7 protein-coding genes are annotated in these 21,169 nt (G+C 46.3%); all 7 read right to left on the reverse strand.

Annotation, left to right across the window (positions count from 1 at the left end):
- Window positions 1–11: 11 nt before the first annotated feature.
- Window positions 12–6,701, reverse strand: coding sequence for a PKD domain-containing protein (locus ACH3Y6_RS13635; protein WP_490836168.1), 6,690 nt, complete (start codon window positions 6,699–6,701; stop codon window positions 12–14).
- Window positions 6,702–6,707: 6 nt separating this feature from the next.
- Window positions 6,708–7,730 (reverse strand): PorP/SprF family type IX secretion system membrane protein, encoded by a 1,023-nt coding sequence (locus ACH3Y6_RS13640; RefSeq protein ID WP_490836169.1) that lies wholly within the window; start codon window positions 7,728–7,730, stop codon window positions 6,708–6,710.
- Window positions 7,731–7,733: 3 nt separating this feature from the next.
- Entirely contained in the window at window positions 7,734–8,438 is a 705-nt protein-coding gene (locus ACH3Y6_RS13645) for a M57 family metalloprotease (protein WP_490836170.1), read from the reverse strand.
- Between the two features lie 402 nt (window positions 8,439–8,840).
- Window positions 8,841–9,443 carry a hypothetical protein gene (locus tag ACH3Y6_RS13650; protein ID WP_490836171.1) on the reverse strand — a complete coding sequence of 201 codons (603 nt, stop codon included), beginning with the start codon at window positions 9,441–9,443 and terminating at the stop codon, window positions 8,841–8,843.
- Window positions 9,444–9,454: 11 nt separating this feature from the next.
- Window positions 9,455–11,611: an OmpA family protein gene (locus tag ACH3Y6_RS13655; RefSeq protein WP_490836172.1), complete on the reverse strand. Its 2,157-nt coding sequence runs from the start codon at window positions 11,609–11,611 to the stop codon at window positions 9,455–9,457.
- An 8-nt stretch (window positions 11,612–11,619) separates the two neighbouring features.
- A complete protein-coding gene (locus tag ACH3Y6_RS13660; RefSeq protein ID WP_490836173.1) occupies window positions 11,620–12,561 on the reverse strand; it encodes a PorP/SprF family type IX secretion system membrane protein in 942 nt (313 codons plus the stop codon).
- 33 nt (window positions 12,562–12,594) lie between these two features.
- A partial coding sequence (locus ACH3Y6_RS13665; RefSeq protein ID WP_490836174.1) for an MBG domain-containing protein occupies window positions 12,595–21,169 on the reverse strand: 8,575 nt, incomplete at its 5' end.

Consider the following 21,169-nt stretch of genomic DNA (forward strand, 5'->3'; position numbering starts at 1 on the left):
GAACATAAGGGTCATCTTAATAGATTCACGGTAACCTTTTTCTGTATGCGTTGATTCCGCTTATCAACAGCAGAAACCAGCACCAGATACACATCAGTGGCCATCGGCCTTCCCTTGTACATACCATCCCATGTATCTGACATTGATTTGGTTTCAAATATCACGTTGTTGAATTTATCCAGCACTTTCAGGTATTCCAGGTGATCGATCATCACATATTCTGCCTTATATACATCGTTATACCCGTCATTGTTTGGAGAAAATGCAGTTGGCAGGTACACATCCGGCTGGTTAAAACCCCATACCTGTAAAGTATCCACATTTATGCAACCGGAAGAATCTGTTATACGAACCTGGTAATCCCTGGTAATGAAATCCGGATTGATCAATGGCTGACGGATACGCGTATTATTGAGATTGAAATTCGGAGTCCATTCATAACTTCTTCCGTTGGGATAAGCATCCAGCGCATTTTGCATATTCTTTACGGTATACAAAGTATTATACCTGAGATTAGGACGAGGTCTGCTAATGTTTACGTTAATGGTGGTATCATCATAAAACTGAGGGCATGCCTTGCTCTGCACCAGTAAATTAACCGCATAAGCGCCTTCACGGGCAAATACCCGAACAGGGTTCTGGACAAATGATGCCGTTCCCCTATCTGCAAAATTCCATTGCCATTGTGCAATCTTATCGTTAAGTGAAGTTTTGCTGATATCTGTAAACAGCACATCAAATCCCGCACAGGAATCTTTGTATACGAAATTGGCTACAGGATAACCGGTTACTACCAACTGTTTGGACATACTATCTACAATACAGCTATTGTTTCCCTGTACCGCCAAACTCACCCGATACGTACCTGGCGTAGCATAGGTATAACTTACTAAAGAGGATGTGTCTTGTACTGACTGTCCATTGATCTGCCATCTGGCAAAAGCGTAACCTGTATTACCAAAACCTTTGACGGTTGTATTTCTGAATAAAGAAGGCATACCCAAACAGGTGTCCCCTACACTGAAATCGGCCTTGGTAACAGCAATATTGCTGAAGGTCTTTGTAGCCGTTTGCGTTTGACAGAATACATTACCGGATGAGTTGACTTTTACCAGATAATTACCCGGATTTGTATAGGCATGTACATCTGTTTTTACCAAACTATCCAATATGGTCTTACGATATCCATCACCATAATCCACTTCCCAGAAATGATTTTTGATACTGGCGTTAGGATTACGATTGGTTACGGTAACCATTAATCTGCCGGCACAACTGCCTGAAGAATCCAGCACAAACTCAGGGTTACCGATCACATTCACTTCTCTGGTGAAACTATCCGTCAAACAATTATTATTACCCTGAACATACATGGTTACCGGATATTTACCGGAAAGACTGAATGGATAGGTGAATGTAGACAAGCTGTCTTCATACCAATCCCCACCCATTTTCCATTTCACAGCGGCAAAACTGGTATTGCCCCAGCCTTTTGTTGCCCGGTTAATAAAGGTATTGGCCGATCCGGCACAGGTATCATTTACTACAAATGCCGCTTTGGTCATTCCATAATTCACTACCCTTTTGCTGATTGACTGAGTTTGGCATCCCATCATACCCGCTGCGGTCACCCGAACCGTAAAGGCAGCGGCACGGCTGTATGAATGAACATCCTGAAGTATTGAGCTATCCAGATTGTTTCGGGTAAAGCCATCTCCATAATCAATATTCCAGGTATAATTCTTAATATGTTTATCAGGATTGGTATCATGTACGGTAACGGTCAGCTTATTTTTACAACCATCGGCTGAATCGATGACAAAAACAGGGTTGCCGACTACCTGCACCTGCCTGGTAATGCTGTCTGCCTGGCAATTATTTTCACCCATTACATACTGCGTTACAGCATAGGTACCCGCCTTATTAAAGCGATAGATGAAATTAGGCAGGCTATCTTCCAAAAGCTGCTCATCAATCTTCCACGAAACAGAACCGAATCGGGCATTGTTATAGCCTTTTATGGCATTATTGACAAATACGCTGGGGGATCCCAGACAGGTATCTTTTACGGTAAATCCTGCTTTGGTTAATCCATAATTAATCACCTGTTTTTCAACCACCGTATTCTGGCAACCCAAACTTCCTGATGTATTAATCCGTACAGTGTACGTCCCTGTTTTGTTATATTTATGACTATCCGTCAGGAAACTGCTATCCAGATTCTGTTTTTGGGTACCATCCCCATAATCAATATTCCATAAAAAATTCCTGATATGATGATCCGGCCCGGTCTTCGTAATGGTAACCCCTAATTCATTTTTACAACCACCGATCGAATCTATGGCAAAAACCGGATTGCCGGCAATGACCACTTTCTTCTCTATCCGATCTGTGATACAGGAATTTTTTCCGCGGACAGACATCGCAATGTTATAAATACCCGGACGCTGGTACTGCAAAGTAAAGCTCGCAGAAGTATCCATAATCACCTGATCGGCTGTCTCCCAACGGATAAAATCATAACCAAAGCTGCCAGCACCTTTTTGTGCAAGATTGGTAAATACTGTTTTTGATCCAAGACAGGTATCTGCAACTGTAAAGTCGGCACGGGCTGATGCATAATTCCCTACTGCAAAATGCATCGTATCGGATACACATCCCGCTGAATCGAGTGCCAGTAATTTAAGATTAAAATATCCGGGAACAACATATTTGTGATACGCAAAATTAGTAGGCGATGTTAATTGATCTTCCTGACCATCATCGTATAAAGCTTTCCAGCTAAGTAATGGATAATAGGCTTGCGAGGTCCGGTTTTGAATGGACACGGAAAGATTTCCACTGCAACCTCCGGTAGTATCCACGATAAATTGCGGTATAATTCGATTCACATAAGCCGTTTTAACCAGATTCGTGGTAACACCACAACTATTGGCAACTTTGACCTTGAACGCATAAACACCTGCAGTACCAAATACGGGGAATATACTACTACCTGACTCCCCAGGCAACAACACATCATTCTGATACCATTGATAAGTAAGGGTATCAGACAGGTTATTGGTAAAAGCCGTATTGATCAGGCGTGACGTTTTGTAACAAATCGTATCTATTGTGGCGCTGAATGCAGGCTGTGGTAATCTCTTCAGGTTAAGCGCAAATTCATTGGAACGGGTGATGCCACAGGCATTCTCTGCTTCTACATAGAACTTACCACTATTCGCTTCTCTAAAATCCGGGAAACTCAGGTAAGGCGAAACGGTATTTCCATAGAATCCGTCATTACGATACCAGGTGTATTTTGTAATGGGCAATAAGGACGTCATAGATACAAATACCGTATCTACATTTCTTTCACAGATATTTTGCGCAGATACCTGATTCGATAAGAACGGCTTATCACTGATAGAAAGTGAAATCGTATCACTTTGCACCGTTCCGCAACTATTGGATACGGAAACACTGTAGCTGGCTTTATCTCCGGCGCTCACACCAAATATTTCATAACTGCCCGATGTGGTGTTAGCAGATGCAATAACGGTTCCATTTTTCTTCCACCGGTAACTGAGGTTTCCCCCGTAATTTTCATTGACAAGAATATCTAAACTAATGTCGCCATTGAGACAGGCAATTTTATTTTTTAATTGTTGCGTAATGATAGGCGTAGAAGACACTGTTATATTCTGCGAATAGGTTCCATAACAACCATTGGCAGCCGTATGCTTCAATAACACATTGTGAATACCACTTGTAGCAAAACTATGGGTCACGCCCGGCCCGACAATAGAAGTTGACCCGTCATCAAATATCCATTCTCTGGCAAAGCTTCCTGCCGTATTGCTGTTATCGGCAAATTCAAAATTATTGGAACCAAGACATTCTGTTGTATTCGAATTAATCACAAAACTGGGTGATGGTGCATCCTTGATCACAATATCAGCCAAATTACTGGTGGCTGTCACGCCACACAACCCCGTAACGAGCACACTGTATTGACCTGCGTCAGACATAGCCACTGCGTCTTTTGAAAACAATGGTTGTGTCTGGCCTGGTACATTAGCTCCTCCTTTTATCCACTGATACGTGAAATTATTATTATTCGCATCCTTTACGCCTACTTCCAGCAACATAGGTTGCCCCTTACAGTAAGAGCCGGACTTTGGTTGTAACTCGATTGCAGGAACATCAAAATTAATATACACAACAGCACTCTCCGAATTGGTTGATCCGCAGCCATTGGAAAGAGCCACAAAATAGCTTCCGCTATTGGCAGCAGTCAGGTTATTGATCAATAAGGTACTGGAGTTGGGGCCTAAAGGATTGCCATTTTTATACCATTGATAGCTAATGGCACCTCCGCCATTATCTGCACCAGCCACTGTCAGTTGTAATGATTTTGATCCGCTACAGTCAATGTTTTTGGTGATATCTGTTACAATAGTAGGTTTACCATTAACGGAAATGGCAATACCCGAACTGGTGGAAGTACCACAGGTATTACTGACACTAACAGCATAGGTACCAGCATCCGACAATGCAAGGCCACCTTTTTGATAATAATTATCACTACTGTTGGCTTTTACGGGAGTAGCTCCCTGGTACCAGTTGTACACCATTGTAGACCCTGAACTAGCGGTAACCGCCAGGCTCAGGCTATTGCCGGAACAGAAGGTGGTAGCATTGGAAGTAAACTGTGTTATTTGTGGTTTATCCAGCCCCCTGACTAACATCACTGCCGGAGCACTCATAGTACCACAGGCATTACTTACCTGCACGGTATAGGCACCCGTTTTACCCAATACCAGCGAATTCAAGGTAAGCGAAGCACCTGTATTGACCAATGCGCCATCGGCGGAACTACTCCACTGGTAGGATAATACGCCTCCCCCATTGCTATTCACTGTTACAGCAAGTGTAATATTAGATCCATAACAATAGCTGCTGTCAGCCGTCTTTGATTCCAAAGTGGGTAAATTACCAAGATTGATTGATACACTATTGCTGCCGGTCACCCCACACTGATTGGATACATCAAGCCGGTAAGAGCCTTGTGCATCAGCTTGCATATTGGTCAATGCAAGATTAGCGGATTGCTGACCGACCATCAATACATTGTCTTTGTACCATGCATACGTTAAGGTTCCCCCATTCTGGGTATTGGACGCTGTACTAAGTGTGATATTCTTATTAATACAAGCCGTTTGCGAACCCAAAGCAGGCTGTACCGTAATAGCCGGTTTTCGGGCTATCGAAAAACTAACCGGTGTGCTTTCCGTATAAGTGCCACAGGCATTGGTAACCCTGATCTTATAGTCACCTGTATTCGCATCCGCAAACGAAGGGATCACCAATTCGCGGGAACTGGCAATGGGCACGCCCGATCCGGTTTTGTACCAGGCATAGGTAAAATTGAAATCTGACTGATAGCTGATCCGGGGACTTTCTGTAAGAGACTGCGATTCGCATACCGTATGCGCTGCTGGCGCTGTAGTAATGACGGGTTTAATCACATCCACAGTAACGATCACCGGAACCGATTGTGTTGTTCCGCAATTATTGGTCAGTGATACTGTATAACTGCCATTATTCACCGGTGTAGGATCTGAAAAAACAAGCGAACTGGTATTTCCCCCATTTGAATAGGTGACTTGTGTATTGGTCTCCAATGAAGCAGCTCCCTTTGTCCATGCATAACTGATATTACCGGCATCAGAAGACCCGGTAACGCTTAGGGTAAGTGTATAGTCTGCACAATTCACATTAGCTGATTGCGGCTGTGCTACAATAACCGGTTTGGATTTCAGCGCATTCACCGTAAAATCAAGCGGAGTAACCGCCGTACCACAGGTATTCGTGGCCAAAAAACGGTATACACCCGCGTCACCCGATTGGGCTGCGTTTATCGAATAATTACTGCCTGATGCTGCCGGAAGAAGCACCGGGGTACCGGAAATTAGCTTATACCATGCATAAGAGACCGAACCGCCATTATTGTTATTGGTTTCCGTTTGTAACACAACAGACTGACCTGTACAGGCAGAAATGGCAGTGACATTATTCAAAGCGGCAGATACAGGTTTATTTCGTGTACTGAGAAGGATGGTATCGGATTGGCCTGTACCACAACTATTACTTACCGTAACCCTGTATCTTCCGGCATCGGCATCCGTTACACCTGTAACAGACAATGAAGCAGCTGTAGATACAACAGCATCCGTATTCATGTACCGCCAGGAATAGGAAACGGTTCCCCCGCTTCTGGTATTAGCACTAACGGCAGTAGAGAAATCCGACCCAATACAAACGGCCGCATCCGGCAATGTTGTGTTGAACACCGGGGTATTACCCAGTGCCAGGGTAACCGGGCTGGAGATTACGTCTTGTTTAGCTGTTACGTCACAGGCGCCACTCACTTTAACCTTATATTCCCCATTGCTTCCCTGCTGTAAACTGGATATGGTGTAAGTAGCACTGGTACCTCCTGTAGCAATAGCCACACCGTTAAAATACCACTGATAGGAAAGTGTTGCACCTGCCTTAACCGTTGCCGAAACAGACAGGGATTGTGAGCCTGGTCCCGCACAAACAACCGCAGGAAGTGAGGGTTGTTGGGTGATCAACACATCACACTGCGAACTTGCTGTTTGCGTTATCAGCGTAAACAGGAAAAAAGGGACTAATATTTTGTGTAGCTTGTTCAAGTAGGATTATTTAAAACAGTCTAGCCTGGCATACCTGGTAGTATAATCTTTGGATGAAAAACGAAAGATCGCCGAAAGCTCCAGCGCTCTTCTGTCTCCCACTCCGGTTAATTTAGGCGAAACATAGGTATCGTAAGAGAAAGTCATTTTCATGCCTTTTGTCTGAAACTGCACGAATGGAGAGGCAATGGCATCAAAGCGATAATACAGACCTGCTGTCAAAAGGTCATCACTCAATTCGGAGATAGCTGTACCCAAGCCGACCATGATAACTTTTTCATTCACGGGATAATTAAAATTGAAATTACCCGCTATGTTAAACACATACTTATCATTCATATAACGGGTATAACCCAGCGAAAAATCCAACACAGGATTAAACTTAGGGTCCACTGACAGTTCTCTCCTTACCCGATTCAGCTGATGGGCACCCAGGCCCGCAAAAAAAGTTTCATTCTCATCGCCAAAAGAATACAGGATACCGGCATTAAGGTCTATGTAGTTGTTATTGTAGCTCTGGCTGGTTTCAAAGTTTGGGAGCATCCGGTCAAAACCATTCGCAGAGAACTGCGTGGTAAAATCAAGATTACTGAGGTCTACTTTCTGTGACTGCATGGCAGCCTGAAAACCCAGTGTCAGAGAGTGTGTTCCATCATAATTCAGGGCCTTGCTATAAGCAGTGGTCAAAGCAAACGTACTCTGTGAAAACATGGTCTGCACAGCCGAAAACCGATTGGCAGTTACACCAATGCTCCACTCATCTAAATCACTACCTAAGTATTCCTGAAATGGTTTGGCCTCAAAATTGAATTGAAACGAACGTTGCCCCGGCAAACCCTGATCATTGACAGTTCGGTAAATAGTAGAGAATCGCATGTTGCTGTTATAAAAACCATTAAAGGCCGGATTTACAAGCAAAGGCGTATGGTTCCATTGTGTATAAACATGCTGCTGCGCCTTGCCTGCAACAGTTCCCAGCAGTGCCGTAAATAGCCATATACATAAACGATACCCAAATCTTTCTTTCATGTGCTATCGTTTGTATAGATATTTTAAGGCAATGATATCGTTATCATTAAAGCTGAGCCGGGTATTACCGTCAAAACAAGCCAACATAAAACTCAGCCGATCGGGCTCAGATGGGGTTCCTGGAATTCTAACGGCGCCTGTGGCTCCTGCTCCTTCATTTACGGGATCGCCCAAACAACTAAAGGAGCGGTCCATATAATCCGTATGCCTGAGCCCGATGCAATGCCCGATCTCATGTTGCAGTACAATACCCCATTGATTCATGGTGAAACTTTTGTACAGGTTCATATTAATATTGATCTCGGGATAAGGGTTTCCGCTTGCAGACGGGAAACCGGCATAGGCAATGGTATTTCCTACCACTTTATAATTGGGTTTCAGGTATACCACACCCAGGCTTGCCACCCTTCTGAATTTCAGGTTCAGGTTTAACCGGTTATACCTGTTGATCATCGTATCTACAGCAGCAATAAAGGCAATGGGCATTTTTTCGCAGGAAACCGTTACGGTCCTGGGTACTTTTACCAGGTTGAACGTTCTGTATTGCTCGGCTGTTGCCACCCGAACATATACTTGCTGTGGGGTATCCGCTAAAACAAGGGAAGGCAGGAAAATATCCCTCTCTACCAGAAAACCGCTATCCGTTTTAACGGCACCGGCAGAGGAGAAACCAAGACTACGTATCCAAAGACTTTCGGAATTTGACAATGGAACAGGATTGTCCATCTTAATTTCAGCCTCTCTGGTACAGGATTGTATCAGTATAACAAGAAAAACAAACAGGTATTTTCTCCAGGGCATCATCTGCATGACAACATTTAGCCGGCAGGTATACAGGGGTGGTCAACCCTACTCAACATACCCATCGGTTTTGCTAAAACAAAACCTGAATAAGACAGATGTGCATCCAGCCTGCATTCGGAGAAATTGGGGGATTTCACAGATGCTATGTAGAAATATTTCTATATCTAATTAGAACAGCGCTTTTCTCAAGAACAATTGTTCTGGCGTTCCATGGTCGTCTTATCTATCTAATCCAGCTTAGCCAATTTTAAAATTGGTTCAAGTTGCGCACAAGAAAAACCACGCAAATAAGGGATATCCGGCTGTTCATTCAGCTGATTTTTCAGCCATGGCTTTTCCGTTAAAAATGATCTGGTAATGGCCATTATCCTGTTTTACCAGTTTGCCTCCCCATCGGTTATGATAGAACAAACCACCCAGCCATTTTATGGTCTGTTCATCCGGTAATACTTCGTAGGTACCCTGTGCATACGTGTCCTCATCACTGCTCAGTGCCACCCGGTAGGTTCCATCTGCCTTTAGGTAAAAATGGCCAATGTAATTTTTCTGTATGCCGGTATAAATCTGGTAACGCCCCAGTAAGGTATTGTCTGGTTCCGCTTTGGCTTTTTGTTGACCTGTAACAGTATTCGTATTGGTTACAGCGGTACTTGTATGATCAGGTTTGATGTTCTGAATAGCCACCGTTAAAAAAGTATTCATGGCAGCATTTTTAGAACCACGGGTATTCTGAAGTTTCACCCGGAAATTTTTGTTATCGGCGGAAGCAACATCCACAATCACGGCAGGCTCCCAGTTGCCATTCAGCTGTACCTTCACTTTATCTCCTGCGGTATATTTCTGCGCATGGCCAGCCACAGCCATACCCATCCCTACCAGCAACACAACAAATGGTTTTATCAAACGCATATACATATTGATTAGATCTTAAAAAATGCTTTCATCTCTACCCGCCTGTTCCTGAAACGTCCCGACTCCTGTGCATTAGAGGCAATCGGGTTGGCCGGCCCGTAACCATTAGCACGTAACAACTGTGCATTGATGCCTTTGCTTACCAGGAATTGCCTGATGGCGTCTGCCCTCCGCTTCGACAACTGGATGTTTGCCTGGAAGGAACCTTTATTATCCGTGTAACCATTTATCTCGAGCGTTATATCCGGGAACTGCAGCAGAAGTGCAGCCAACTCATCCAATGACCGGTACGAGCTGTCGCGTAGCTCAGCACTGGCAGTGGCAAAAAAGATATTTCTGGCAAGGAAGGAAAGGCGCTCTGAGAGATCCGGGCATCCCTTCAATCGGGCAATACCTTTGCTTTCAGGACATTTATCTTCCAGATCGGGAACACCGTCATTATCCCTATCGGCTATTGCAACAAGTTCTGTTGCAGCAGCCGGGATAACCGAAGCAAGAAAAGCAGGCGACAGTTCAAGAGCAGTCTCTTTGTAATGGCGAAGGTCAACCGTAATCGAATCAGTGGTATATCCGTCTTTCCGGAACTGCAATAGGTACAGCAGGCCGGGCTTCAACCCAAACCGGTAATTACCGGTCAGATCTGTCACCAGTGAATCAACAAAATTGTTTTCCTGGTTGTGAATGGTGACTACCGTCTCGGGCAAACGTCGCTGGCTGTTTTTATCCAGCAATGTTCCTGACAGCTGAACGCGGTAATCGTTTTTGGTGAAGTAGAAAATATCATCTGTGCCCTGCCGGTTACTGGTCAGGAAACCATCGTCCCCGTTGTTGCGGAAGACCATGCCAAAATCATCGGCAGATGAATTCACCGGATATCCCATATTCACCGGCGCTGACCAGTTACGGTTGTTCACTGTAGGAACCGCCCGGTATATATCAAGTCCGCCCAGACCGGGATGACCATCCGAGCTGAAATACAAAGTATCCCTGTTCACAACAGGAAACAGTTCATCACCGGCAGTATTAATCCGGTTACCCAGGTTACGGGGTATTTCTCTTGCACCGAACTGCGTGGTGTTAACCGCATAGAGGTCACTGCCGCCAAAACCGCCAGGCATATTGCTGCAGAAATACAGTGTTTTACCATCCGCACTGATGGCAGGATGGTAAAAATCATACCCCGGTTTTACAAACGGCAGTTTCCTGGAATGTTGCCATTGTCCGTTTACAGACACTGCCTCCCATATCTCGAGGTGGTATTTATTCTGGTAAAGTGATGTGCTGTTCCGGGTATAATACATGCGGTTGCCTTCCTGGTTAAGGCAGGCAGGTCCCATATTGAAATTACCCGACAGTCCTTCAGCAAATGCAGGCAGGTCTTTTAAAAAACCCTTATAAGATCCGGGGATCGTATTCAACTGGATCACGTCATTATCATTACTGGTTCGTGACGTATAATCGTGATTAGATCGGATAATTCTGTTGTACGCAATGGCTTTGGGAGGATCAGGCACAAATGCATCAATGGCATCATCCAGGTTGTTCACCTGGTAAAACTGTGCAAAGGGAAGGCCATCCCATCCAAACTCTTTCCCTTCATTTGTTTTCCGGTAACGATTTGATACAAATACCAGGGAAGCCCCGTTCATAAACGGCGAAAAATCCTGCTGTTCCGTATTCAGTTTCAGGTAACGGATCCGGTAATCGAGTGAATCGCGCAGGAAAAGACCTGTTTCAGAAAAACCCCGGATACGTTGAATGGCCAGCTCCGACAATGAATCTTTTTTGGGTGTACCGGTCTGTTTCAGGGATGCATAAGCGTGGATCGCTTCTGCATAATCACCCAAACCGGCAACCAGCTCTGCATAACGACGCGTAGTGGTTTTATCTGATGGTTTCAGGGTAAGATACCTGCGATAATAGATGGCTGCCGAATCATTCTGTTTCAGCAGCCGGTACGAATCTGCCAGGTGCAACAGTGCCAGGGTATCCTGTGGCTGACGAACCAGGTGAGCTGTATAAAAAGGAAGGGCATAAGTATACCTGAGACGATGATACTCTCGCTCTGCATTCTTCAGCAATGCATCCTGCCTGCCCGCCTGGCCCAGCGTAATCACCGGCAGCATAAACAGGTAAAGGATCACAGAAACTACCGTCTTTCGCATAACTGTCATTAGAAATATCTTGGTGAAACCATTTTACTACCCTCCTGCCCGATTTCGAGCCTGAGCATCAATTCATGGGTACCGTTGTTATAGATTCCCAGGTTTGAAAAAGTTTTATCATACGCATACCCGAAACGTAATTGCCGGTTCATTTGCCACTCTATCATTCCTACATACGCATCACCGGTTCGGTAAGAGCCACCTACCGAAATGGTGTTTTTTATCCATAGATTCAGGTTCAGATCCAATTCAAGCGGTGCACCGCTGGCAGATTTCAGCATAACAGAAGGCTTCAATACCAGGTCCTCATTGATATCCGTTACAAAACCCGAGGTAACATAAAAATGCAGGTCACTACCGGAAGCCGAGTTGACATCTACCACGTTATTATTATTGATTTTTGTTTTCAGCAAGGCTGGAACCGAAGCGCCTATATAGAACCTGTCTGAGTTATAAAAGATACCGGCAGCTGCCGCTGGCAGTATTCCATTCACGTTCTGACTGAAAGCAGGATCGTTCGACTGGAAGGTAGACAGTTCGGTATAATTAGCCCGGTAGTTCAGGATACCGGCCTGTAATCCCAGGCTCAATGTTCCTTTTTCTGATGTCTGTATGCGGAAGGCATAGGACATATTCAGTCCCATCGTGCGTTCTACACCCAGCCTGTCATCATACAACTGTAATCCCAGTCCGATCTTTTTTTGTTTCATCGCCATATCAACCGATACGGAAGCCGTTTTGGGCGAACCAGGCATATTGACCCACTGGTCGCGGAAAAGGGCAGTCATGCTGGTAACTCCCCGGCTACCCGCATAAGCCGGATTGATGTTCATCATATTGAACATGTACTGTGAATACATTGGCTGCTGCTGTGCATAGCCGGTTATAGCCCACAGTGCACATACTGCCAACACAGTCATCAACACCCAAATTTTCTGTACACGTTTCATTCAACTTTTTTTTGTGTATGCCAAAAACAAACATCAACGCTTCAGTACAACAAAGCCTTTGAACCGGTCAATTTTGCCCGTCAGTTTATCGGTTGCTGTTACGATATAATAATAAGTTCCCTCTGCCAGTTCGGTTCCGAACAGGGAGGACTGGTTACCCCTTCCATCCCAATCGTTCTGGTAATCATTGGCACGATACACGAGGTTACCCCACCGGTTGAATATCTCCATACTGATTTGGGTGGTATAAGGTCTGATGATGACATAGGTATCATTTTTACCATCCCTGTTCGGAGAGAATGCATCCGGTATAAAGATTTTCACTTCCGGTATCAGGAACCGGGTAGGCTGCGGATCTACCGATGTACCACCTGTGGCAGTTGGATCATTCGATACCAGCTGTGTAGAAGCGATGGTGAATTTTCCATAAGGCGATACTGCCGTCAGGTAGGCCGTATTGGTCAAGGCTCCGGCAAATCCACCCGGGTACACCCTGATCAACAGGCTGATTGAATCACGCTGCATACCAGCCAGCTGGCTCTTATCAGACAACATCTCTATCTGCGATACCCCATTATAGAAAGGATTCACCACCAGTTTGCCGGAAGCCGTGAGCGACAGCACTTTCAGTTTATCTGAGAATGGGAATACCCTGGTAAGATCATCTTTGATCAGGATACTGTCGAGCAGTTCCGGCCGCAGGTTGAACAAACGGAATGTAAAGCCTATGATGAATGAACCATCCGCCTGTAATTCCGCTTCTTTAGACACCAGTTTCTCCAGCCTGCTCACCGCAAGCGGGTTCAGCATGGTCACCTGCACCGGTACCCGCTTGCTTTCCAGTCCATTCACCACCTGGCTTACATAGAACACGGTACTGCCTGCCACTGCAGGTAATCCAGGTGCACTGATGCTATTCGGCGCATTGAGCGATACATAGTATTTAAGGCTTGCACCCGGAACCGTAGCAGAAACCTGAACGCTGATATTGGCCGGGTTAGAAACAGAACCAATGATATAGGTTGCATTACGCGCGGCCGGCGGAGCTGGCAATACGGCAATGGCATCTGAACTGGCCTGACAACCATTCTGGTCGGTAACGGTAACAAAATAATTACCTGCTGTTTTCACTACCACGGTCTGGGTATTAGCACCGTTCGACCACTGGTAAGCGATACCGTCTGAAGCAACCACCACTACGCTATCATTGGCAGAGAGATACTGTGAGCCACTCGTATTGATCACTGGTTTCACCACCGTATTGATCCGGATATACACCGGTTCACTGTACTTCATCTGGTTTCCGGAAATGACCCTTCTACGCAGGTAAATACTGGTGGTAACCGAATCTGTGATATAATTACTCTCGGTAGCGCCTGCGATGTTCGCATAACTGATATTATCAGCGGATCTCTGCCATTGGAAACTATAAGGCTCATCACCACCCGATGGTGCGGTCAACTCTGCCACAACCACATTGGCTGTAGGGCCGCAGAAACCATTCGTTTCTCTGCTGCTGCGAATCGACACTTTACCACTCTCCAGTACCGGTATCGTTTTATTGATCACGATATAACTGATCAATTTCTCATCAGGCATACCATCTCCGTTTGGATCCGGATTGGTTCCGTCGGTTGATAGATCAGACACGACAGACTGTGTTTCTGCGGAGAAGCCGGCAGCTTTTGCCTGCAGTTTATAGATCGAGCTATAGGAATTCGGTTTGATATTGATCAACATCTTCACCTCACCCTGCCTGTCGTATGGCAGCGTACTCAATGATGACAGGAGATTCGTATCAATACGACCATCGTAAGCCGGATTGATTACAAGGCTTCCGGTTGGTGTGGATACACTCAGTACTTTGAATACATCTGGTGCCGGTATAGAACGTAACAGGCTCTGGTACAACGCTACTGAACGCAGGTTCACATTACCATAATTACCCACCACATAGTTCAACGCTACATTATAACTGCTATCGGGCTGCATTACCGGTGTTCCGGTCTGTAAAGACAGACCAATGGTCGGATCGGGCAGCAAAGAAATAATTGTAGGTAAGGGTTCTCCTTTTCCGGTGATTTCAGGATGTACGGCCTGTCTTTCATTATCGTTGGAGATACTGTTCGCCAATGCGGTACCATTAGATGTTGTGCCTGTGCCCACAGCAGCTACCTGCATCACAAATGGTTTTTTATAACCGTTGGGTTTGATACTCACATACAGGTAGATCCTGGCATTCTGCCCGATATTGAGACTGGATAAAGTGCCGAAGAAATAAGGTGCAGCCGGTGCAGCAGCCAGTTGCGGATCCTGTAATCCCGGAACTTCTGCCGGTACCGGTGAGGTTTCCGGTAATTCGGTTGACAGATACGTAACCGGTGTCGCCATTTCCACTGCGCCTGTCAGTCCATCTTCCGACAATCCGGTATAAACCGGGATGGCAACAGGAACGGTCGTCATGGCCATTACTTCTGCCGTATGTGGCCTTAACTCAGGATACGGATTTTCAAATATCCGTCTGCCAGGCATTTGTGTCCAGGCAAAAAGATTATAGTTATTTCTACCATCAAAATTCGGATTCTGGTTAACGGTATTGCCATTGAACTTCACGCTATCCAATGAAAACTCTACCGGAGCCGGGAACACATCAGCCAGGTTGGCGCTGACCTGCACACTCTGAAGATTCACATCACCTGTGTTACTTACATCAATCGATAATCGGGTTGCGTAAGTGCTGTCTTTCACCAATACGGGAGGATCAGAAGTGAGCGTGACAAGGATCTTGGGTTCCAGCACCTGAATGGTTGCCGTATCACCAATGAAGTCATTGTTTCTGCGTCCGTTGTCCGCACCGATAATGGATACCAGTTTGTACCCGGTTGTAGCAGCAATATTGGTTACGCCGATCGGTACATTGCTGACAACATTGGAGAGTGTATCATTCTGCGCACGGTTAGCTGCTTTGTAAATAACCGTGTAAGGAGCCACACCCTGCGTAATAGTAAAAGTGAGGTAGGGTGTTTCTGTGGCAAAAACAGGTCCGTTACCAGAGATGGAACCCTGCGGTCCGCTGAATTCAACGGTAGCCGTTTGTTTAAACTTATTTGTGCCGATACTGGCGCATACCACAATCGTGTCTGCATAGGACCTGATTTTGGCTAAGTAGCTGCCATCGTTATTATCTGTAACCCCACTCATCACAATTTCCGGAGTAGAACAGAACGAAATCTGCGGCACACTGCAGTTGATCTTATTACCCGCCACATCTATTAATTGCAGGGTAACGCTGCTGGTACGCTGGTTATCACCTAAAACCGTAGACGGATTGGCGGTAAGCGTAGATTTAGCCAGATCAATCACCGATACGTTGAAACTTACCCCTGTACCAGCACAAGCATCATTATAGGGCACTACACTGATAACCCCATTATTGGCAGATGGCACTACCTGTATCGTGTTGGTAACGGAACTACCTGTCCAGCCATTGGGTAATGTCCATTGATAACGACTGGCATTCGCTGCAGCATTTACTGAATAGGTTTTCACCGAATCAGGCAATACGGCACAATCACCCGTAATAGCTCCCGTTAATACCGGGGTAGGCAATACGGTAATACCCACCATATTCGAATACACAGGTGCATCATTCACCGTATAGGCTTTCCTGCGGTAATAAGTGGTTTGGGTATGTGCCGGCAAAGCAAGTGCTGATATAGTAGCCCCTGAAATATCCGTAAACTGAACCCCATCCGGGCTCTGCTCCCACTGATATTGAATGGCACCTGCACCGCCAGTGGCGTCTGTTGCAGAAGTCAACGCATCAGGCGTAACATTATAACAAATGGTTTGACTGGTGGCAATAGCCCCCGCGGTCAGCGGAATTTGCTGACCGGCAACGGTCAGGGTACCGGGAATGTAAACAAGCTGATAATTATCTACGGCAGCACCTGCAACAGAAGAAACCGTAATACTGTACACACCAGTAGCTGCTGTGGCAGTATTACCCGGGCTACTGAGAACTACCGAAATCTGGTCTCCATTGAAAAGACCTGATGTTGTATACCCTGTAAGCGTAATGACTGCACCATAGTTCTTGGTTGCATCTGAAGCCGTGATGGTCAACATAGCTTTTTGTACCGTTAAAGAACCAGCTACATAAACAATCGTATAATTGTTGGCACTGAAATTACCCGATGCCGAAGAAGCTGTGATACTATACACACCGGCGGGGGCAGTCGCTACAGCGCCGTCGCTGAAGAGGCTTACCGAACTGATGGTATCCCCATTCACCAATCCCGTTACGCTGAATGATGAAGATGGGAGCGTTAGGGTTTCCCCATATTTTTTGCTCAGATCCGATGCAGTGATGGTGATAGTAGCCGTCTGTACGGTAAATGCACCAGGCACGTAACGGATATCGTAATTAGCAGCTGTGAAATTACCGACAGCTCCTGATATAGATATGCTATAAACACCGGCCGAAGCAGCCGATGGCGTTCCAAAGCTATTCAGCGTAACGCTGCTGATGCTCTCACCTGCCAGTAAACCGGTCACAGTAAAGGCACTGGCATCCAACGTTGCGTTAACACCATACACTTTGCCCTGGTTATTGGCCGTAATGGTCAATGGTGCAGCGGTCACCGTTAAGGTTCCAGATACATAATGGATCGTATAGTTGGACACGGTAGAACCAGCCGCATTCGATGCTGTGATATCATAAGTACCCACAACAGCCGATGATAAAGTGCCAGGACTACTCAAAGTAACACTGCTGATACTTTCTCCTGATGCCAATCCGGTTACACTGAACGCACTGGCATCCAGTGTTCCGTTAACACCATATACTTTATTCTGGTTATTAGCGGTAATGGTCAATGGCGCTGCCGTTACTGCTAACGTGCCGGATACATAACTGATCGTATAGTTAGCTACGGTAGAACCTGTTGCTGCAGATGCCGTAAGATTATAAGTACCCACTGCAGCGGTTGACAAGGTTCCCGGACTGCTCAAACTAACACTACTGATGCTCTCGCCCGCAACCAATCCGGTTACACTGAAGGCACTGCTGCCCAAAACTCCTGTTACACCATATACTTTGCTCTGATCATGGGCTGTGATAGTCAATGGTGCAGCTGTTACCGTTAAGGTACCAGATACATAATGGATACTATAGTTAGAGACCGTAGAGCCTGTTGCTGCAGATGCCGTAATAGGATAAGTACCCGCAGCAGCGGTTGACAAGGTTCCCGGGCTACTCAAAGTAACACTGCTGATACTCTCACCTGATGCCAAGCCCGTTACACTGAAGGCACTGCTGCCCAAAACTCCTGTTACACCATATACTTTGCTCTGGTCATTCACCGTGATCGTTAATGGAGCAGCGGTCACCGTTAAGGTACCAGACACATAATTGATATTATAGTTGGATACGGTAGATCCGGTCGCTGCAGATACCGTGATACTGTAAGTACCCACTGCAGCGGTTGACAAAGTACCCGGACTGCTCAAACTAACACTGCTGATGCTCTCGCCTGATGCCAATCCCGTCACACTGAAAGCCGAACTACCCAGGCTGCCCGTTACACCGTACAGTTTGCGTTGGTCAGTTGCCGTAATGGTCAATGGTGCAGCGGTTACTGTTAAAGTGCCAGACACATAATGGATCGTATAATTCGATACCGTAGCACCTATCGCATTTGATACTGTAATGCTATACGTACCTACGGCAGCCGAAGACAAGGTTCCCGGACTGCTCAATGTAACACTGCTGATGCTCTCACCTGCTACCAGACCGGTTACAGTAAACGCGTTGATTCCAAGATTACCACTTACACCATATACTTTGCTCTGATCATTGGCAGTAATCGTCAATGGCGCAGCTGTTACCGTTAAGGTTCCCGGTACATAATGGATAGCATAATTAGCCGAAATGAAGTTACCGGTAGCTCCTGATACAGTGATACTATACGAACCCACGGCAGCGGTTGACAGGGTTCCGGGGCTGCTCAAGGTAACACTGCTGATGCTTTCGCCCGCTGCCAATCCGGTTACACTAAACGCAGTGCTGCCCAGGTTACCTGTTACGCCATATACTTTGCTCTGGTTGTCTGCAGTGATCGTCAATGGTATTGCGGTAACCGTTAAGGTGCCGGATACATAGGTAATGCTATAATTAGCTACCGTAGTACCCGTTGCATTCGATGCTGTAATACTGTAAGTGCCCACAGCTGCTGTAGACAAAGTGCCCGGACTGCTCAGGGTAACGTTGCTGATACTCTCTCCTGCTGCAAGACCGGTTACGCTAAAGGCACTGTTACCCAGGTTGCCTGTTACGCCATAAACCTTGCTCTGGTCATTCGCCGTGATCGTTAATGGAGCAGCGGTCACCGTTAAGGTACCAGGTACATAGTTGATGTTATAGTTTGATACGGTTGATCCGGTAGCATTCGATGCTGTAATACTGTAAGCTCCCACAGCTGCTGTAGACAAGGTACCAGGGCTGCTCAATGTAACACTACTAATGCTCTCTCCTGCTGCCAGTCCCGTTATACTAAAGGCACTGCTGCCCAGGTTACCTGTTACACCATAGACCTTGCTCTGATCATTCGCCGTGATCGTTAATGGGGCAGCGGTCACCGTTAAAGTACCAGACACATAGTTGACGCTATAGTTCGATACCGTAGCGCCGGTAGCATTCGAGGCTGTAATACTGTAAGTTCCCACAGCTGCTGTCGCAAGGGTTCCGGGGCTATTCAAGGTAACCGCACTAATACTTTCACCTGCTATCAATCCGGTCACAGTAAAGGCACTACTACCCAATGTTCCGGTTGTTCCATATACTTTACTCTGATCATGCGCCGTAATGGTCAATGGTGCTGCTGTCACGGTCAAAGTGCCGGATACATAATAGATGCTATAATTCGAAACCGTTGATCCCGTTGCGCTGGAAGCGGTAATACTGTAAGTTCCCACTGCAGCGGTTGACAAAGTACCCGGACTAGCCAAAGTAACGCTGCTGATACTCTCACCTGCTGCCAAGCCCGTCACACTAAAGGCACTGCTACCCAGGTTACCTGTTACACCATAAACCTTATTCTGATCATTCGCCGTGATGGTCAATGGAGCAGCGGTCACCGTTAAAGTACCAGGTACATAGTTGATGCTATAGTTAGAGACTGTTGATCCTGTGGCATTCGATGCAGTAATACTATAAGTACCCACAGCTGCCGTAGACAAAGTGCCCGGACTAGCCAAAGTAACGCTGCTGATACTCTCACCTGCTGCCAAGCCCGTCACACTAAAGGCACTGCTGCCCAGGTTACCGGCAACCCCATACACTTTGCTCTGATCATTCGCCGTGATCGTTAATGGAGCAGCGGTCACCGTTAAAGTACCAGGTACATAGTTGATGCTATAGTTAGATACCGTAGCGCCGGTGGCATTCGATGCTGTAATACTGTAAGTTCCCACAGCTGCTGTAGACAAGGTACCAGGACTACTCAATGTAACACTACTGATACTTTCTCCTGCTATCAATCCCGTCACACTAAAGGCCGAACTGCCCAGGTTACCCGTTACGCCATAAACCTTACTCTGATCATTCGCCGTGATCGTTAATGGAGCAGCGGTCACCGTTAAAGTACCAGGTACATAGTTGATGCTATAGTTAGCTACCGTAGCGCCGGTGGCATTCGATGCTGTAATACTATAAGTGCCCACAGCTGCCGTAGACAAAGTACCCGGACTAGCCAAAGTAACGCTGCTGATACTCTCACCTGCTGCCAAGCCCGTCACACTAAAGGCACTGCTGCCCAGGTTACCGGTAACCCCATACACTTTGCTCTGATCATTCGCCGTGATCGTTAATGAAGCAGCAGTCACCGTTAAAGTACCAGACACATAGTTGATACTATAGTTCGACACTGTCGATCCGGTAGCATTCGATACTGTGATGCTATAAGTACCCACTGCAGCGGTTGACAAAGTGCCCGGACTGCTCAATGTAACACTACTGATGCTCTCTCCTGCTGCCAGTCCCGTTACACTAAAGGCACTGCTACCCAGATTACCTGTTACGCCATAAACCTTGCTCTGATCATTCGCTGTAATCGTTAATGGAGCAGCGGTCACGGTGAGGGTACCATGTACATAGTTGATGCTATAGTTAGATACTGTTGATCCGGTAGCATTTGACGCTGTAATACTATAAGTACCCACAGCTGCCGTAGACAAGGTACCCGGACTGCTCAGGGTAACGTTGCTGATACTCTCGCCTGCTGCGAGACCGGTTACACTAAAGGCACTATTTCCCAGATTACCCGTTACGCCATAAACCTTACTCTGATCATTCGCCGTGATCGTTAATGGAGCAGCGGTCACCGTTAAAGTACCAGACACATAGTTGACGCTATAGTTCGATACCGTAGCGCCGGTAGCATTCGACGCTGTAATACTATAAGTACCCACAGCTGCTGTCGCAAGGGTTCCGGGGCTGTTCAGGGTAACCGTGCTGATGCTTTCTCCTGCCGCCAATCCCGTTACACTAAAGGCACTGCTGCCCAGGTTACCTGTTACACCATAGACCTTGCTCTGGTCATTCGCTGTA

The organism is Sediminibacterium sp. FW305-C-269, from assembly GCF_058231045.1.

What these genes read in the sequence shown, in the direction of transcription:
- ACH3Y6_RS13650 (WP_490836171.1), bottom strand. Translation starts at nt 9,443, where the DNA reads ATGCGTTTGATAAAACCATTTGTTGTGTTGCTGGTAGGGATGGGTATG.
- ACH3Y6_RS13660 (WP_490836173.1), bottom strand. Translation starts at nt 12,561, where the DNA reads ATGAAACGTGTACAGAAAATTTGGGTGTTGATGACTGTGTTGGCAGTA.
- ACH3Y6_RS13655 (WP_490836172.1), bottom strand. Translation starts at nt 11,611, where the DNA reads ATGCGAAAGACGGTAGTTTCTGTGATCCTTTACCTGTTTATGCTGCCG.
- ACH3Y6_RS13640 (WP_490836169.1), bottom strand. Translation starts at nt 7,730, where the DNA reads ATGAAAGAAAGATTTGGGTATCGTTTATGTATATGGCTATTTACGGCA.